Origin of the sequence: Candidatus Liberimonas magnetica (assembly GCA_020523885.1) — a bacterium.
In the GTDB taxonomy this organism is placed as follows: domain Bacteria; phylum Elusimicrobiota; class Endomicrobiia; order Endomicrobiales; family JAFGIL01; genus Liberimonas; species Liberimonas magnetica.
The window spans coordinates 1-17,454 of the sequence record JAJAPY010000009.1 but is presented as its reverse complement, the minus strand read 5'-3'; the positions used below and the strand labels follow the sequence as shown (position 1 = coordinate 17,454).

Sequence of the window (17,454 nt, the reverse complement as noted above, 5' to 3'; positions counted from 1 at the left end):
GTGAGCATAGTCAAACCATTTGAAATATAATATCCCAAACGAGGCGAGTATTTATCGGATCGCTCGGCGGGAGCAGTATGATAAGTTCAGATATCATGGTTGGCGAATACCTGCTTTACCGGCTCAAAGAGCTAGTGTAGTGTCCCTGAAATACCTTGACATTTGCTGAGGGTATTTTAGGGGATGCCCGCCTTTGGGCGATTTCTGCGTTGCTCATCGGTTACAATGCTTACTGCATTGCTCCCTCTTCGCACCTTGAAATCACCTCAAATCCGGGCATCCAGAGGTTTTACTTTGAATATAAAATATATAAGTGGCAGGTTAATTATTGGTTTACTACTGATTTGTGCCTTATTTTTTGTGTTTGCAGGGCATGAAATGGCTATTGAGAAAGGGGACAAAAAACCTTCAGGCAAAGTGTTGATATTTTCTAATTTATATAGGCCTAACGACCCAGTTATCCTAAAAGTAGCAGAAATGCTGAAAAAGGATGGTAATTATGTCAAACTTGGTTCAGGAGCGACACTCAGAGATATGCAGGCAAACAAATATGGAGCTATAGTAATAATTAACTTTATTGAAATTACAACGAAAGAAAGAAGTATTAAGGTGTTTGCAGATGAAAATGTGCAGAAAAAGATAGTTCTCTTAAATGCAGTGGGCGATTATTTATCTCCAGGTAAAGGCCGCACAGGCTCAAAAACAGTTAAATCTGAGAAAATAGCTTTTGATATTGTTGAAAAGACAAAAGTTATATTGTCAAATCGACAAAAGGAATAAAGATGAAATATATGATTTTCAAGCTAACCGCAGTTTTATTTATATCTTTTTTTGCTTCAATTACTTCTTTTGCAGCAGTTCCCAGGTATATTAACTTTCAGGGTAAAATTGCAGGCGCCGGTGGGAAATCAGTAGCAGGTACTATAAATATAAAGTTTAAGTTTTATACCGATGAAATAGGAGGTGTGTCTGTTTGGAGTGAAAACCAAAATGTTAAACTTGATGAAAGCGGGGTATATAGTGTAATGCTTGGCAGTTCTACTCCCATTGATCTAACTTTTGAAAATCAATATTGGCTGGGGATGGCCATTGGCAATGATCTGGAAATGAGTCCGAGGTTCAGGTTAACATCAGCTGTATACTCTTTTTATGCTGTCGGAGCTGATACGGCAACTTATGCAAAAAGCGTTGCATGGCAAAATATTACTGGTAAACCCGAAATTAGCAAAAACATCGGTGCAAAAAGTATAGGCGGTTATCAAATAGCAGACAGTACAATAACTGTTTCAAACTTTGCTTCCAATATAGATGCGCGTTCTATAAACTTTACTGCTGCCAATTCCCATTATTCCGTTATTTCAGGCACAGCAACATATTCGGTTAGAAGCGGGACATCAACATATAGTAATAATTTAACCGGTGGAACAGCCGGAGCGATTCCGTATCAATCAGGTTCAAATACAACAGGCCTTTTAACGCCTGGAGAACCTGGCTTTGTATTGTCCAGCAATGGTGCGGCAGCTCCTACATGGATAAGTATTAGTTTTGGTCCGTCCGGCTTATCTGGATTATCGGGAGTATCAGGTTTTTCCGGGTTGTCCGGAATATCTGGATTGCCGTGTGCTATATCAGGGATTTCAGGTTTATCCGGGTTGTCGGGTTTATCAGGACTCTCAGGCTTATCAGGGGTATCTGGAATAGTTGGTACAGTAGGTATATCTGGGATATCCGGGATATCCGGCCTTTCGGGTTTGTCAGGGATATCAGGTGTAATAGGAGTATCCGGCATATCAGGAATATCCGGCCTCTTGGGATTATCAGGAATTTCCGGTGTAGGTGTGTCCGGTTTGTCAGGGCTCTCCGGATTATCCGGAATATCGGGTACAACAGGAATATCCGGCTTATCGGGGTTGTCTGGCCTATCTGGACTCTCTGGTTTATCCGGAATTTCAGGCACAATAGGAATATCCGGCCTTTCAGGGTTGTCAGGGATATCCGGTGTAACGGGTTTATCAGGACTATCCGGTTTGTCAGGTATATCGGGCCTTAATGGAAGACAACTGATAGTTTTAGGATCTGATGTGATCAATAATGATGCTACCACAAATACTATTAAAGATGTTACAGGATTGAGTTTTGCGGTTATAGCCGGAACGAAGTATAGATTCCATGCAACGATAATGTATACTGCTGAAGTGCTAACAAGCGGGACAAGATGGTCGATAAATGAGAAGAATGGGTCTGATGTTACAGCAACGGCGCCAACATTGTTAAGCTATATGTCAATGTACACTCTTAGCGAGACATCTCTGACAGTAAATTATGTATCAGCCTTTGATATGCCGGCAGCTTGCAATACAGACTCACTTTATACAGGGAATGTAGCGATAATTGAAGGAATGATCATCCCTTCAGAGAGTGGAACCGTTACGGTCAGATTTGCAGGAGAAGTTACCAGCACAGCGATTACGGCAAAGGCCGGTAGTACTCTTGAAGTTTGGTAAATATAGACAAAAATCAGTATAGAAGTTACCCTCCTTCGCTTGACATGTCGTAAATAGTCGCGGCTATTCGCCGCATTTACGACATAGCTTCGGAGGGTCATCCGAGTACTTGGTATAGTTTAAGTTTAAAACCCGAGTAGCACTTAATGAATAATCGATCAAAAGTAGAGGTGTGTTCGGATGAAAAATAATAAATATATAGCTGCTGTTTTTTGTTTAATAGCTGCAGTATCTCTTTGCCTTGCAGTTGTATCAGTAAGCGAGCGCTATAAAGTACTATTAGGACAAGTCACTGGCGGCAACGGATCTCCATCTTCTAAAAACTATTCTGTGTCAGTGGGAGTTTTAGGGCAGGCTATTTTTAGCGAAGTAATACCGAAAAGTAGTAATTATTCAGTTCAATCAGGAGATATTATAGTTCAAAATACAATAAATACAAATGCTGCGTCTCCCAACCTTGAAACTGCATTTGTTTATCCTAATCCCATTAAGCCTAACTCGCCCGGCAGCCCATATTATGCGCAGGGCCTAACTTTTAAAGCGCTTACACCGGCAGCGATAATTAAAGTTTTTAACATGGCAGGAGAGCTTGTTGCAGCATTGAATAAAACTGATGTTTCCGTTGATTTTTATGCGTGGGATATGCGAAATGACAACGGCGAAAAACTCGCAAGCGGCATCTACATATTTTTTACCACAAATCCAGCAAACGGAGAAACAAAGAAAGGCAAGTTTGCGATAATTAAGTGACAGCGTATAGCGTAGAGAGTTTAGGGTATAGGCAAGTCAAAAAATTACTATCCGCTATGCGCTATACGCTCCACGCTAGATTTTATGGAGGTCTCTGTGAAAAATACTTATAAAGTTATTGCTTCGCTTGTTGGAGCGGCGATACTTATTGCGATGGTGGTAGTTTCGTTCTGGGCTTTCAATCAGATAAAAAAAGCAGCCGCGTCACGGCAGCATTCGTTAATTCTGATAAACCGCGCTAACGATTTGATGTCTTCATTGATAGATGCCGAGACAGGCCAGCGAGGCTATTCTCTGACAGGCGACGAGGTTTTTCTGAAACCCTATTTAGCGGTGTGCGATAGTATCAAGGGACGATTGAATGAATTGCGTCACCTTACATTGATCGGCGATGCCCATAAGCGGCTGGATGTGCTGAAACCATTGATAGGGTCTAAATTGTCATATCTGGCATACAGCATTAAATTACGCCGCAACCATGACATGAGCGCCTCCTTGGAAAATGTACGCAGCAGCCAGGGCAATCGGTTGATGGATTCGATCCGGGCCGAGATGCGCGGCTTCATCCAGATAGAAGAAGAAGCGTTAGATCATCACGAAGCAGAGTTCCAATCTAACATGCGCTACCTGTTTATAACCATCGTTATAATCGGACTGATTATGCTTTTATTTGCATTTGTGTTAACCTTTCTGACGTATCAAGAAACACAACATCTGCTATTAAAAACAACTAAAATGTACGAAGATGAAGCCCGCGAATACGCAGAAAGCATTATTAACACAGTACGTGAACCCTTGATCGCACTAGATAAAGATCTGAGGGTGGTTACCGCCAGCCGTTCCTTCTATGAAGTTTTTAAGGTAAAACCTGAAGAAACCGTTGGACAGCTTATTTATGACTTGGGAAATAAACAGTGGGATATTCACAAACTTAGGGAACTGCTGGAAACCATCCTTCCTCAAAAGGCAACTTTTGATAACTATGAGGTTGAACACGATTTTGCCACTATCGGCAGGCGCACCATGCTTTTAAATGCCCGCCAGATTAAAAGAGAATCGGGGAAAAGACGCATCATCCTCCTTGCCATCGAAGACATCACAGCGCGCAGGGAGATAGAAAACGGGCTGGAAAAAGCGCGTAAAGAACTGGAAACTATAAAGAAATCAGCAGATGATGTCAGTGAATTTGCTGAGAGCGTTATTAACACTGTTCGAGAACCATTAATTTCTTTGGACCAAGATCTAAGAGTGGTTTCGGTCAGCCGTTCTTTCTATGAAGTCTTTAAGGTAAAACCCGAAGAGACCGTGGGACAGCTTATTTATGATCTGGGCAATAAACAGTGGGACATCCCTAAGTTGCGTGAACTGCTGGAAACCATCCTTCCCCAAAAGGCAACCTTTGATAACTATGAGGTTGAACACGATTTTGCCACTATTGGCAGGCGTATCATGCTTTTGAATGCCCGGCAGATTAAACGAGTGTTGGGAAAAGAGAGGATAATCCTTCTGGCTATCGAAGACATAACCGAGCGAAGGGAGATAGAAAACGGGCTGGAAAAAGTCCGTAAAGAACTGGAAATAACTAAAATATCCGAAGATGCGGCCCGCGAATACTCAGAGAGCATTATCAACACCGTGCGTGAACCCTTGATCGCTATGGATCAAGATCTAAGGGTGGTCTCGGTCAGCCGTTCCTTCTATGAAGTCTTTAAGGTGAAACCTGAAGAAACCGTGGGGCAGCTTATTTATGACCTCGGTAATAAACAATGGAATATCCCGAAACTTAGGGAACTCCTTGAAACCATCCTTCCCCAAAAGGCAACATTTGATAACTATGAAGTTGAACACGATTTTACAACCATTGGCCGGCGTATCATGCTTTTGAATGCCCGGCAGATTAAAAGAGTGTTGGGGAAAGAGCGGATTATCCTCCTGTCAATCGAGGACATTACAGCCCGCAGGGAAATAGAAAACGGCCTGGAAAAAGTCCGTAAAGAACTGGAAGTAACTAAAATATCCGAAGATGCGGCCCGCGAATACGCCGAGAGCGTTATTAACACTGTGCGTGAACCTCTTATATCCCTGGATCAAGATCTAAGGGTAGTCTCGGTCAGCCGTTCCTTCTATGAAGTCTTTAAGGTGAAACCTGAGGAGACAGTGGGACAGCTTATTTATGACTTGGGCAATAAACAGTGGAATATCCCAAAATTGAGGGAATTGCTGGAAACTATCCTTCCCCAAAAGGCAACTTTTGATAACTATGAAGTTGAACATGATTTTGCCGCCATTGGCAGGCGCATCATGCTTTTGAATGCCCGGCAGATACACAGAGTGCTGGGAAAAGAGAGGATCATCCTTCTTGCCATTGAAGACATTACGGAACGCAGGGAGATAGAGAATGGTTTGGAAAAAGCACATGAAGAATTACAAGAGTTGGCTATCGAGTTAAAACGTACCACTAAAGCAAAATCCATATTTCTGGCAAACATGTCGCATGAACTTAGGACACCGCTAAACTCGATTAACGGTTTTTCGGAAGTATTATACGACCAGACTTTCGGTCCGCTTAATGACAAGCAGAAGAAATATGTTAACAACGTTTTGACCAGCGGAAAGCACCTTCTCTTACTTATAAATCAGATACTTGATATGGCAAAAGTCGAATCTGGAAAGATGAAGACATCGTTATCCACCTTGCCGTTAAAAAGCCTGCTAAACGAAATCTCTCTTCTGATAGCGGATCTGGTCAGTAAAAAGAAGCTTCAAATGCAGCTTGAAATAGCAGATGACCTGCCGAATATTGAGGCAGACGAGCTCAAGGTAAAGGAGATAATTTACAATCTGCTATCAAACGCAGTTAAGTTTACCCCGGAGGGAGGTAATATCGGCATGCGTGCGAAGAACACGGGTTCAGATATTGAAGTAGAGGTATGGGATACTGGTGACGGTATTGCGCCTGAAAACATGGAGAAAATATTTGAAGGATTTTTTCGCGTTGATACCCCTTATTCACGGGTAACTGAAGGCACCGGGCTTGGTTTGCCGCTCTCTAAAAAGCTCGTTGAACTGCACGGCGGGAAGCTTTCCGTAGAATCAAAAGGCTTAAATAAAGGCACGCTGGTCAGGTTTACTTTACCTATTATATCCAGAGAGGTGATTGTGTTATGAAAAAGAAAGTATTAATTGTCGATGACAATAGAAATAATCTTATGCTGGAAAAAGACCTTTTAGAAGTTGCCGATTTTGAAGTGTTCGAAGCTGAAAATGTCGCAGATGGAATTGCTATTGCAAAAAGAGAAAAGCCGGATGTTATCATTATGGATATTAGGCTTCCTGATATGCGTGGTTCCGATGCAGCCAGGCTGTTGCGTCAAGGTAAAGACACAAGCGATATTCCAATTGTTTTTGTGACTGCTTCTGTAATGGGAGAAGGCAGAGACGAGATAAAAGACATAACGAACTCAGGATTTATAGGCAAACCGATAAATACGCGCACCTTTGCAAAAGAAATCGCTCAACATATTAAATAATAAAAAAATAAACATAGGGATGTAGGGTGAAAACTAAACCGGTAATTTTAATTGTTGATGACGAGCCTAAAAACATAGAACTTCTGGAAGCACAGCTTGTTCCGCAGGGTTATGAAGTTGTTAAAGCGGCAAGCGGCCAAGAAGCGCTGGAAAAACTTTCAGGCATTCAAATCGATCTGGTCCTCTTAGACATAATGATGCCCAGGATGTCCGGTTTTGAAGTGCTTAAGGAATTACGCTCCGATGAAAAGACGCATCTAATCCCTGTAGTTATGGTCACGGCGCTTAATGAGACAGAAGACAGGATAAAAGCTCTTGAAGCAGGGTGCGATGATTTTATCTCTAAACCTTTTGATAAACATGAGCTTTTAATCAGGGTAAAGTCGCTTCTAAAAGTAAAGTCTTTGCATGACGAAGTAGATGAAGCTCGCGAATACGCCGAGAGCATTATCAATACCGTACGTGAACCCTTAATTTCTTTGGATCAAGACCTCAGAGTTGTTTCAGTAAGCCGTTCCTTCTATGAATTTTTTAAGGTTAAACCTGAAGAGACCGTGGGACAGCTTATATATGATTTAGGCAATAAACAATGGAATATCCCGAAGCTGAGGGAGCTATTGGAAACTATCCTTCCACAAAAGACAACCTTTGATAACTATGAGGTTGAACACGATTTTACCGCAATAGGCAGGCACATCATGCTCTTGAATGCCAGGCAAATTAAAAGAGGTATGGGCAAGGAACGGATAATCCTTCTGGCTATCGAAGACATCACTCAACGAAAGCAGTCAGAGGAAAAAATACAGCAAATGGTTTACCATGATTCCCTGACTGGCCTTCCGAACCGGAAGCTTTTCTCAGATCGCCTGGATATTGCTTTAGCCCAGGCCCAGAGGGATAAAAAAGAAGTAGGGATCGCTATGCTCGACCTTGACAATTTTAAGGGTGTAAATGATACCCTGGGACATGCTGTGGGGGATAACCTTCTAAAAGCTGCGGCAGAGCGGCTAAGTGCAGCTCTGAGAAAATGTGATACCGTTGCGCGTTTCGGCGGCGACGAGTTTGTGTTGATACTTCCAGGCCTTAAGGAAATAGAAGATTCAATCCAGGTTGTACATCAGATAGTTGAGAGTTTTTGCAAGCCATTTCTCATTGACGGCCATCAACTTGTTGTGACAACGAGTGTTGGAATCGCTGTCTATCCCAATGATGGAATAGATGAAAGTACCCTCATGAAAAACGCCGATATCGCTATGTATCAAGCCAAGCAAGCAGGCCGTGCCCGATACCATCTCTGTGGAACCCATCCGGCATGAGCTGTCCCGCAAAGCGGGATGAATAACGTGACATCACGCCATGGCGGGATAAAAAGGATGCTAAATGACAGATAATGCTATTTTTCACCAAAACATTCCTAAAATTCTTATTGTAGACGACACACCCGCAAACCTGGAACTGCTTTTTGCTATGCTGGATGAACGCCGTTACAAGATCAGAGCCGCCGTCAGCGGGAAAATTGCACTTGAGGCAGCTCATAACGATGCACCCGACCTTATCCTTTTAGATATAAACATGCCTGAAATGAACGGCTACGAAGTGTGCCGATGCTTGAAAGAGGATGAGAAACTTAAAGATATACCTGTTATTTTCTTAAGCGCTCTCAGCGAACAGGAGGATAAGGTAAAAGCTTTCGCTGCTGGAGGTGTAGATTACATAACTAAACCCTTTCATTCAGAGGAAGTCCGTGCCCGCGTAGAAACGCATCTGACGCTTAAGGCCACAAGAGAGTTCCTAAAAGATAAGAACCAGTTCCTTGAATACACGTTCTCCCGCTTTGTTTCTCCTAAAGTTGTGGAAACTATGAAGAAAAGAAATATAAGCGAATTCCTTAAAATGGAAAGGCGTGAAATAACGGTATTATTCGGCGATCTGCGAGGCTTCACCACCCTTGCCAATGAGGTAACACCGGAAGATATCCAGGAGACTCTTAACTCTTTCCTTGAGGTTATGGTTGCCGGTGTTGAGAAAGCAGACGGGATGATAGACAAGTTCCTGGGTGACGGATTTATGGCTTTATTCGGAGCTCCGTTCCGCCAGGATGACCACGCTCTGCGAGCGCTGGAAGCTTCTGTTGCCATTCAACTGGCACACCTGAGATGGATGGAGGAACGTTCGTCTTTGGGACGTCCATTCCGGCCGTTGGGTTTAGGCGTAGCTACGGGTGAGACAGTAATAGGCGCTTATGGAACGAGCAACCGGATGGATTATACGGCCCTTGGCCATGCTGTAAATCTGGCAAGCCGCCTGTGCTCCGTAGCAAAGGCCGGAGAAATCCTGACCCTTGCTGAAACCATTGAAAAAGCCGGTTTAAAAAATAATAACCAAGAGGGATTCCCTTTTGCCGCGGTGACAAAAGGAAAACTCTCTTTCAAAAATATTCCTATACCGGTAGAAGTATTTTCAATTTCTAAAAAAGTTGTGCTAAAAAGCAGCGCTGTTTTATGAAATAACCTCATCGATCCCGCCATAGCGGGATGTCACGTTATTTAAACTCCCGCAATGCGGGACTACCTGAGGGGTTCCACATTCTATGTACATTCCCGTAAAAAATAAATTCTATTTCTGCCTGACAGCTTCAATGTTGTGGGTGGTTTTGTGCATATATCTGGCTACTCCATGGATGGAAAGCCTTGCGAAATATATGCCTTTCATTATTGCTTGTTTTCTTGTATATTCCATAGCGATCATTCCTGGTTACATATATATGTTTTTAGCCCTGAGCCTCCTGGCTGACCATCGCCCGCAGACGAAATATTGTTCTGAATATCCGGGTTTAACTATTCTCATTCCTGATTATAATGAGTCGAATAAAATTGTGGATACGGTTGAATCTATACAGAAAAATGGATATGAAGGGCCTTTAGAGATAATAGTCGTTGACGACGGTTCTACAGACAGGACTTCACTAATACTTACAGCCTTGCCAGGAATAAAGGTTCTAAATAATAACCACAAGGGTAAAGCGGAGGCGTTAAATGCAGGGTTAAGAGAGGCTAAGTACGACCTCATAGTATCAGTTGATTCAGATACATATCTGTGGCGTAATGCTTTAAAGAACATAGTTGAACGTATGTATTCTGATCCGCAAAATACCGCAGCTGTAGCCGGAGCTGTGCTTGCAAGGAACTCCAGGAAGAATATGCTGACAAAACTGCAGGAATGGGATTATTTCCTGGGTATAGGCTCAATAAAGAGGATGCAGAGCCTTTTTCAGGGTACGCTTGTAGTGCAGGGGGCATTCTCAATATACCGGAAAGATATCCTTAAGAAGATAGGCGGATGGAGGACGGTTGTAGGTGAAGATATAGTTCTAACATGGGATTTATTGAGCCGAGGCTACCGCACCGGGTTTGCGGAAAACGCAGTATCATTTACTAATGTTCCTGAGACATATAAAGCATTTTACCAGCAGAAAAAACGCTGGGCCAGAGGCATGATAGAAGGTTTCAAGTATAACCCCAGGATACTATTTCAAGACAGGTTCTCAACTTTGTTCATATTCTGGAACTTGGCGTTTCCAATGCTTGATTCTGTTTATCTCTTCATATTCGTTCCGGGTATTATCCTGGCTTTATTCGGATACTTTTTCATTGCAGGGCCTTACACTTTGCTCGTTTTGCCGTTGACTTTTATTATGAATTATTTAATGTTTACGATACAAAATAAAATGTTTTATACGCAGGGACTGAAAGTAAGAAGAAATTTATGGGGATTCTTAATGTATATTACTGTGTATCAATTCTTCCTTTCACCGGCATCTGTTTCAGGCTATTTTACGGAGCTATTGTCCCTGAAAAAAACGTGGGGTTCAAGATGAGGAAAGTAATTGTCGCAACTTCCATTTTGTTGTTCTTATCTGTCATGTGCGATGCATTTTTTCCGGCTTACGAAGGATATTATGCCAAGGACAGCGATAACCTGTTCGTTGAGCAGCATATTTTCTCTATTAATGATGCACTGAGAAAACATTCAACGCTTGGTTTGTTGTTTGGTTATTCCGGGTATAACGATTCAATAAGATCACAAAGTACTCAATCTTATCAATTAAAATATACGAATAAAGCATATGACAGGTGGCTATTTTCTTTACAAGGAGGGTCGCTTCAATACCTGAAAAGATCAATGCCGTTATTTGGAGGTAATGCAGTCTATACAACTCCTGGCGGATTCCGGTTTGAAACAACTGTAGACAAAACCATAGTAGATACTTTCATTTGTTTTGATAATGATATATCTGTCACGACTTTGTTTGCAAGCCTTGATGTTCCAATTCATAAAAAGTTTGTAGCAATAGCGGGCGTCGACTCCAGAAGTTTCAGTGATGGGAATGAAAGAACAGGTTTGCTTTTAAAAGGTATCTTGTTTCTTCCGCCAGAAGGATTGTCTCTACAGGTATGGCACCGCCAGTTCAGAAATACAAATATAAACGCTATAGGATATTTTAACCCTGAGACTATCAATTTTCAACGTTATATAGCCGCATATAGAAGAGGTTTGGTGAACGGTGTAAGAATGTCAATCAAAGCAGGTCCGGGGTCTCAGCAAGTAAACAATGACAATAGAACTGACACTTTCTATTTTGAAAGCGGCCTTGAAAAAATTGTACAAGAAGGCTTGTCTTTCACGATAAAATATATTTATACAGATTCATTTATTGACAACAATTTGCTAAGCTACAAAATAAACATTGTTGTCTGTAATTTATCATATTTATTCTAATCAATATTGTAAAAATGAGGATTGAAAAATGAAACAGATACATTTAAACAAAGAAGAAGAAGAGCTGAAGATAGCCAATAAGCATGAAATTAACATAAAAATGATAGAAATATTGGCCGGTGACACCAGGGGTACTGCTTCGGATGCAAAATTAATAAAACAGTATAAGAAAGAATTAGGGAATGCGTTCTATGTTGAAGTTATATACTTTCTTACACATATATTCATTAAAAGCCCCGGGGAAGCAAAAAATACTTTTAACAAAATAGTAAAGCATAAAAAACATATTGAAAGTAAACTGAAAAGAAGGATAAGTATTCAGGTCGCGGTCCTGGATTTTTTCAGGAATCAAAAAGAAATTATGCACGACTCTACAATAATAAAAGAAGCTCAAATAACAAGCATAGCAAAATCTGCGGTTTTAGATCTGGGCAGCAAATTGTTTGACAAGAGGATTCTTTTTCATGATCTGGATATTAAGATCAAGCAGATAAGAAAAGATGGGGGCAAATTATCAATATTATTTATTGATCTGGATAAATTGAAAAAGATAAATGATAAATTTGGGCATATTGCTGGTGATAAAGTAGTTAATAAAGTTGTCGCTGTTTTGCTTAAGCATAGAAAGAAATCAGATATTGTTTACAGGTTTGGCGGGGATGAATTTGTGGTGCTTTTGCCTGAATGTTCGAAAAAACATGCTCAGCTAATTGCCTCGAAATTGTTTAAGGCTGTTCGTAAAACCTCATTTAAAGCAAATAATGGCATGATAGATATCTCTGTAAGCATAGGTGTTTCCTTTTTTAACAGGTCAAATGTTGATGACGCAAAAACACTGTTAGAAGTTGCAGATGATGCTTTATATAAGGCCAAGAGGTCAGGTAAGGAAAAAATCAGTATTTTTGACAGGAATAAAAAGACAATTTTAGAAACCGAAGCCCAGAAAATAAAAGAAGGCATAATTGATTTCAGGCATAGGACAAAAAGTATCAGGTACGAAATAACCGGCACTCCGATCTCCGGCGGCATAGCCATGGGCAAAGCTTTTTTATACAAGGATATATTGACAAGAGAGATAGAGTTTCGCGAATTAAAAGAAGAAGAAGTTGAACTTGAATTCAAAAGGATATGCAGCGCTTTAAAAGAGGTTAAAAAAGATATTATTAAAACAAGAGACCGTGTTGAACATGTTCTTGAAAAAAAATATGCCGATATCTTTGATGCTCAAAGCGTAATGTTGAGCGATTCGCAGATAATAAAAAACCTGGAGGATGAGATCAGGCGCGAAAAACTTAATGCCGAACAAATTGTGAAAATAGTTTTTAAGAGGTTAGAAAACAGGTTTAAAGTTTCGGAAAATGAGATCATAAGGGATAAGTCAGATGATATCGCTGACCTGGCCAGAAGGTTGCTCCTTACACTGACAGGGAAAGATGCTGATATCCTGGCACGGCTTCCCAAAGGCAGTATATTAGTATCAGAACGCCTTCTTCCTTCTGATACAGTACGTCTTAACAGGGACAACGTAAATGCGATAATTACAGAACAGGGAAGCAAGAATTCACACGCTGCATTGTTGGCAAGAAGCATGAATGTGCCTTACATAGCAAAAACAAACAAAAGTATGGAAGATATTAATAACAATGCCTATATAATCGCTGATGCCGATAAGGGCAGAATAATAGTAAATCCTGATAAAAAAGAGATTCGTGAATACGAAGAGTCTATTAAAAAGAAAAAGCAGGAAGAAATAGATATAAGTAAAAATATCAAGGATGTAGCTTTAATAAAAAAAGATACGGGCATTAAAGTTCTTGCTAATGCAAGTTTAAAAAGAAACATAAAACAAGCCATAGACTACAACTGTGACGGTATAGGTTTATATAGGATCGAGATGATATATATGGGCAGAAGGATCCCGCCAAATTCTGATGAATTGGTTCAGATACTGAATGATTCATTCGCCGGTATCGGTAAAAGAGAGATAACCGTAAGGCTGTTGGATGTGGGCGGCGACAAGACATTACCATATATCGATATGGAAGGAAATGAATCTTTACTTGGCTTAAGAGGAATAAGAGTATTGCTGAAAAACCCTAAATTGCTGGAAACTCAGCTGAAAGCTTTTGTAACTTTAAGTAAAAAGTACAATTTAAAACTGCTTATCCCTATGGTAAGTATTCCTAAGGAAATTGTTCAGGTTAAGGAAATGTTAAAAAACTGCCTGAAAAAACATGAAGACAGGAAAATACAAGTCGGGGCTATGATAGAGACGCCAGCTTCTGTTATAAAGATTAAAGAGATACTGGCTCTTGTGGATTTTGTCAGCATAGGCTCGAACGACCTTATTCAATATGTCATGGCTGCAGGAAGGGAAAATGTTTCAGTCGCAGAATATTTCGATGCTGGTGCGGAAATTGTTTTGGAAAATATAGGTAAAGTCATATCTGAAGCCAAAAAACAGAATAAAGAATGTATCCTTTGCGGCGAACTTGCAGCTGATGTAAATTACACAAAGAAATTGCTTGATCTGGGATTAACAAATTTTAGTGTATCATCTGTAAAAATCCCGCAAGTTAAACATAAAATCGCTGAAATCTTAAAATTAAAAACAAAGATAAAATAAATAATGTATAATATAAAAAGCGAATGAATGATCGTTAATTATATATTAATATTTTAAGACGGGGGATATGTGACATGTACGTTGAAATATATACAGATGCAAAGTCTATGGAATTAGCACACCAGCTTATAGGTCAAAACGAGCTTCCAAAAGGTATTGTTGTTTTAGGGCTTGTAAAACGAAACAGTTACACAGAAGGCGCTTGCTTGAAGTACGAGACCGGTGAAATGGTGTCGTATAACAACGGAAAAATAAGCACGCTTCCTAAGTCTAATCAAATTGATATCAAGTAAAGAAATTCTTATAGTAAAGTGACACCGTTTTCAAAAGGTTTGCAAAACCTTTCCCTGCCTATTTTTTAAATATCGTAAATTCCCTATAATTTCAATCATATTTTATTAATATATTTATTTGAAATTATACAATTTGTGCCCAATTTGTGACAAATGCCATATTTTCATAATTTTTGAAACAATATTTTGTACCGATATTTGGAGCCCTAAGGACTATGAAGTGCGTGATTTTCATATTGAAGACGATTTGTTGCCTGTTCTAAGAGCTCATAAATTAACGAGTAAAACAGGTTTTGTTATTGACAAAACCTGGGGAGACAAAGAACTTAATATAATCAATAGAAATACTGATTCTGATAAAATATACAAATATTACAATAAAAAATTTGTTAAGGTATTAAAATCGCTTGGAATTTACAGAAAGGGATTAGGTTTTCATACTCTAAGGCATACGTTTGCCAGTAAATGCGTGATGAAAGGTATGAATATTTTAAAACTTTCAAAGATTCTAGGGCATTCTTCCACAAAAACAACTGAAATATACTTACACATGGATCCAAAATATATGCAAGACTCAACCTCATATATTCATTTTAGTTAGAACCAGGTTTAGATGCGTCGACTGGGTCGCTAACTGGGTCGCTGGTCTGATCTCAAGCCTTACAGTTCAGGTGATGGATAAAACCAAAATAGGATACGAGAATGCTGGAAAACCAGTAAATCATCGTTTTGTTGATGTCAACAAAATGGTAGCAATGTCAAAAGGCGCAACTAAGAGATATTTAGTTAGCTAAATTACACCCAAATATAGTAAAATACATTAATAAAGGATGAAAAAATGGACGATTTTTATATATTACAAAATGAAAAAGCAAAAGACATAAAAGATATTTTATCATGGGCTGATGAGTATGGGAAGCTTACATCAATTACCATGTTAAAAGCTAGTGCCGGTTTTAGAAGAATTAAATCAGATAAGAAGTTTAATGAAGTTTTAAAACTCATTAATTCAAAAACAAGATTGTTTTTCCGGATAATTCTACGAAATAAGATGAATTTATTTCTTTTACTCTATAACAAAAAAGTAATTAGAGATATGGTAGAAGTATTAGTTAGAGGAATTGATGTTGATTCAAAAAAATACTTTATTATGATCCTAATGGAGAAGGAATATCTCTCTTTATTGCAGGAGAAATATGTTCTAAAGAAAATCTAGTAAGGAATATATTTTGACTATTTTTACCCAACAAAGTATAATATTCGCATGTTTGTTGGGTAACTTAATTTGTGAGAGGATATATGCCATTTATTAAATCAGTTTTAAAAGAAGAGTTAAAAAATTCAATCTCAATGAAAAAGGGATATGAAAAAGCCTTGAGTAAACTGCCCAATGGCAGTTTGCGGGCAAAAAAGATTACAGGAAAAGTTTACTATTACTTGGCAAAGCGGGAAAATGGTAAATTTAAAGACGTTTATTTGGGAAGCCTATCAGAAAAGGAAATAAAAATGTACAAAGAAGGTAAGGAAAAAAGAGCTAAATATAGAAAACTTTTATCACAGGTGAAGAAACAGATTAAGTTTATCAAAGGAACTATACGTGGAAAAGAAGCAATATGAACTTTGTATAGAAGTACTAAAGCGTTTTAATGAAAATGGCATACTGGCTAATGTCATTCTTATTGGAAGCTGGTGTTTGCCATTCTATAAAGAATATTTTAAGAATACCGATTACGATCTTGCTTTTAGAACTCGCGATATTGATTTTCTGATACCTTCACCATCACGGATAAGAAAAAATGTAGACATTGCAAAACTCTTGGAAGACATGGGATTCATTATCAATAGGTCTTATCCATCAGGATATATGAAGTTTGAGCACCCGGATTTGATAATTGAGTTTCTCATACCTGAAAAAGGCAAAGGCTCAGATAAACCGTTTTCACTACCCAAATTTAGTATAAATGCACAGCCCTTGAGATTCCTAAATATTTTGACAGAAAACACAATTACTGTAGAAATAGAAGGAATTCCAGTCACTCTGCCAAACCCAATAATATTTGCCCTTCATAAGCTAATTATCTCCGAAAGAAGACAAAAGAAAGAAAAAGCTGAAAAAGACAAGTTTATGGCAATTCAAATATTAAAAGCCTTAATTCAAATAGGCCAAAAAGATAAATTAAAAGATTTATATATTTCTCTTCCAAAAAAATGGCAAAAGATGATACAAAAAGCTTTAGAAGAAGAAAAAGAAACAGAGATATTAGCTTTTTTAACAAAATGAATTGATTTGTTTACAATTTGTAGATGACTGAAAGTAGCACAGGCCGCCGTGTAGCAGGCACTGCCCGTAAATAAACCAAAAAAAACTTATAAGATACATAGCACTATCTGCCAAGCTGACAAAATAGCTTGACCTATACTACCCCCAAGGTGGTATTGAGGTTGCGGAATTCTATTTAAAATAAGTCTAAAGATACATTTCGCTCGATCGCAGGAAAGACCATATAACAGTTAGTGTTATTGGGGATATTGTGGCGGCTCTCACGGATTCTGTCCAACCGGATGGATATATTAAGGATATGCGCCGCCGCGATATGGAACTTTCAAAAGGGTGGGGGCAAATTGCCACCCCCCATTAACTCAAAAGATAGAGGTTCCACATGATTAAAAAATCAATAAATCTAAAAAAAATAGTTGGTTTAATTAAAGAAGTTAAAAAGGATGTTGCACGTAATCATGACAAATATTTAGCGAAAATGATAAATAAAAAGACACGCAAGGCCATAGGTTAATATCTGGCAACAATTTTCTTAAAAAAACGGTGCCTAAAACGTGCCTATACCATGTTACTTTCCTGTCTTTTCCTGTCACCTCTTGTCCCCAATTGTCCAAACCTTAAAATATTAATTACCGTCGTAAAATTGACTTTTTTTTGCTTTTTATATATACTTTCGTGAATTATGGTGCGGTAC

The 17,454-nt window shown here is 39.2% G+C and carries 15 protein-coding genes; all 15 read left to right on the top strand.

Annotated elements, in window-relative coordinates:
• Window positions 1-378: 378 nt before the first annotated feature.
• The 15 genes from LHV68_08410 (at window position 379) to LHV68_08340 (ending at window position 16,763) form a co-directional block, all read left to right on the top strand.
• Complete coding sequence (locus tag LHV68_08410) at window positions 379-780, top strand: hypothetical protein (GenBank protein MCB4791896.1); 402 nt, start codon at window positions 379-381, stop codon at window positions 778-780.
• Between the two features lie 2 nt (window positions 781-782).
• Window positions 783-2,504: a hypothetical protein gene (locus LHV68_08405; GenBank protein ID MCB4791895.1), complete on the top strand. Its 1,722-nt coding sequence runs from the start codon at window positions 783-785 to the stop codon at window positions 2,502-2,504.
• A gap of 180 nt (window positions 2,505-2,684) precedes the next feature.
• On the top strand, window positions 2,685-3,254 hold the full coding sequence (locus LHV68_08400; GenBank protein MCB4791894.1) for a hypothetical protein: 570 nt from the start codon (window positions 2,685-2,687) through the stop codon (window positions 3,252-3,254).
• Window positions 3,255-3,350: 96 nt separating this feature from the next.
• Window positions 3,351-6,422, top strand: coding sequence for a PAS domain-containing protein (locus tag LHV68_08395; protein ID MCB4791893.1), 3,072 nt, complete (start codon window positions 3,351-3,353; stop codon window positions 6,420-6,422).
• A complete protein-coding gene (locus LHV68_08390) occupies window positions 6,419-6,784 on the top strand; it encodes a response regulator (protein MCB4791892.1) in 366 nt (121 codons plus the stop codon). The genes LHV68_08395 and LHV68_08390 overlap by 4 nt, the downstream gene beginning before the upstream one ends.
• Before the next feature lie 26 nt (window positions 6,785-6,810).
• Window positions 6,811-8,100, top strand: coding sequence for a diguanylate cyclase (locus LHV68_08385; GenBank protein MCB4791891.1), 1,290 nt, complete (start codon window positions 6,811-6,813; stop codon window positions 8,098-8,100).
• Window positions 8,101-8,164: 64 nt separating this feature from the next.
• On the top strand, window positions 8,165-9,289 hold the full coding sequence (locus tag LHV68_08380) for a response regulator (GenBank protein MCB4791890.1): 1,125 nt from the start codon (window positions 8,165-8,167) through the stop codon (window positions 9,287-9,289).
• An 85-nt stretch (window positions 9,290-9,374) separates the two neighbouring features.
• A complete protein-coding gene (locus LHV68_08375) occupies window positions 9,375-10,661 on the top strand; it encodes a glycosyltransferase family 2 protein (GenBank protein MCB4791889.1) in 1,287 nt (428 codons plus the stop codon).
• Complete coding sequence (locus LHV68_08370; GenBank protein ID MCB4791888.1) at window positions 10,658-11,563, top strand: hypothetical protein; 906 nt, start codon at window positions 10,658-10,660, stop codon at window positions 11,561-11,563. The genes LHV68_08375 and LHV68_08370 overlap by 4 nt, the downstream gene beginning before the upstream one ends.
• A 28-nt stretch (window positions 11,564-11,591) precedes the next feature.
• A complete protein-coding gene (gene ptsP, locus LHV68_08365) occupies window positions 11,592-14,189 on the top strand; it encodes a phosphoenolpyruvate--protein phosphotransferase (GenBank protein MCB4791887.1) in 2,598 nt (865 codons plus the stop codon).
• Window positions 14,190-14,263: 74 nt separating this feature from the next.
• A complete protein-coding gene (locus tag LHV68_08360; protein ID MCB4791886.1) occupies window positions 14,264-14,482 on the top strand; it encodes a hypothetical protein in 219 nt (72 codons plus the stop codon).
• Between the two features lie 220 nt (window positions 14,483-14,702).
• A complete protein-coding gene (locus LHV68_08355; protein MCB4791885.1) occupies window positions 14,703-15,083 on the top strand; it encodes a tyrosine-type recombinase/integrase in 381 nt (126 codons plus the stop codon).
• Between the two features lie 237 nt (window positions 15,084-15,320).
• On the top strand, window positions 15,321-15,698 hold the full coding sequence (locus LHV68_08350; GenBank protein ID MCB4791884.1) for a hypothetical protein: 378 nt from the start codon (window positions 15,321-15,323) through the stop codon (window positions 15,696-15,698).
• An 83-nt stretch (window positions 15,699-15,781) separates the two neighbouring features.
• Window positions 15,782-16,099: a hypothetical protein gene (locus LHV68_08345; protein ID MCB4791883.1), complete on the top strand. Its 318-nt coding sequence runs from the start codon at window positions 15,782-15,784 to the stop codon at window positions 16,097-16,099.
• Window positions 16,080-16,763, top strand: a complete 684-nt coding sequence (locus LHV68_08340; GenBank protein ID MCB4791882.1) for a nucleotidyltransferase domain-containing protein — start codon at window positions 16,080-16,082, stop codon at window positions 16,761-16,763. The genes LHV68_08345 and LHV68_08340 overlap by 20 nt, the downstream gene beginning before the upstream one ends.
• Window positions 16,764-17,454: the final 691 nt, after the last annotated feature.

Coding starts and splice junctions, on each gene's coding strand:
- LHV68_08350 (MCB4791884.1), top strand. CDS start 15,321: ATGGACGATTTTTATATATTACAAAATGAAAAAGCAAAAGACATAAAA.
- LHV68_08360 (MCB4791886.1), top strand. CDS start 14,264: ATGTACGTTGAAATATATACAGATGCAAAGTCTATGGAATTAGCACAC.
- LHV68_08410 (MCB4791896.1), top strand. CDS start 379: ATGGCTATTGAGAAAGGGGACAAAAAACCTTCAGGCAAAGTGTTGATA.
- LHV68_08375 (MCB4791889.1), top strand. CDS start 9,375: ATGTACATTCCCGTAAAAAATAAATTCTATTTCTGCCTGACAGCTTCA.
- LHV68_08400 (MCB4791894.1), top strand. CDS start 2,685: ATGAAAAATAATAAATATATAGCTGCTGTTTTTTGTTTAATAGCTGCA.
- LHV68_08380 (MCB4791890.1), top strand. CDS start 8,165: ATGACAGATAATGCTATTTTTCACCAAAACATTCCTAAAATTCTTATT.
- LHV68_08405 (MCB4791895.1), top strand. CDS start 783: ATGAAATATATGATTTTCAAGCTAACCGCAGTTTTATTTATATCTTTT.
- LHV68_08345 (MCB4791883.1), top strand. CDS start 15,782: ATGCCATTTATTAAATCAGTTTTAAAAGAAGAGTTAAAAAATTCAATC.
- LHV68_08370 (MCB4791888.1), top strand. CDS start 10,658: ATGAGGAAAGTAATTGTCGCAACTTCCATTTTGTTGTTCTTATCTGTC.
- ptsP (MCB4791887.1), top strand. CDS start 11,592: ATGAAACAGATACATTTAAACAAAGAAGAAGAAGAGCTGAAGATAGCC.
- LHV68_08390 (MCB4791892.1), top strand. CDS start 6,419: ATGAAAAAGAAAGTATTAATTGTCGATGACAATAGAAATAATCTTATG.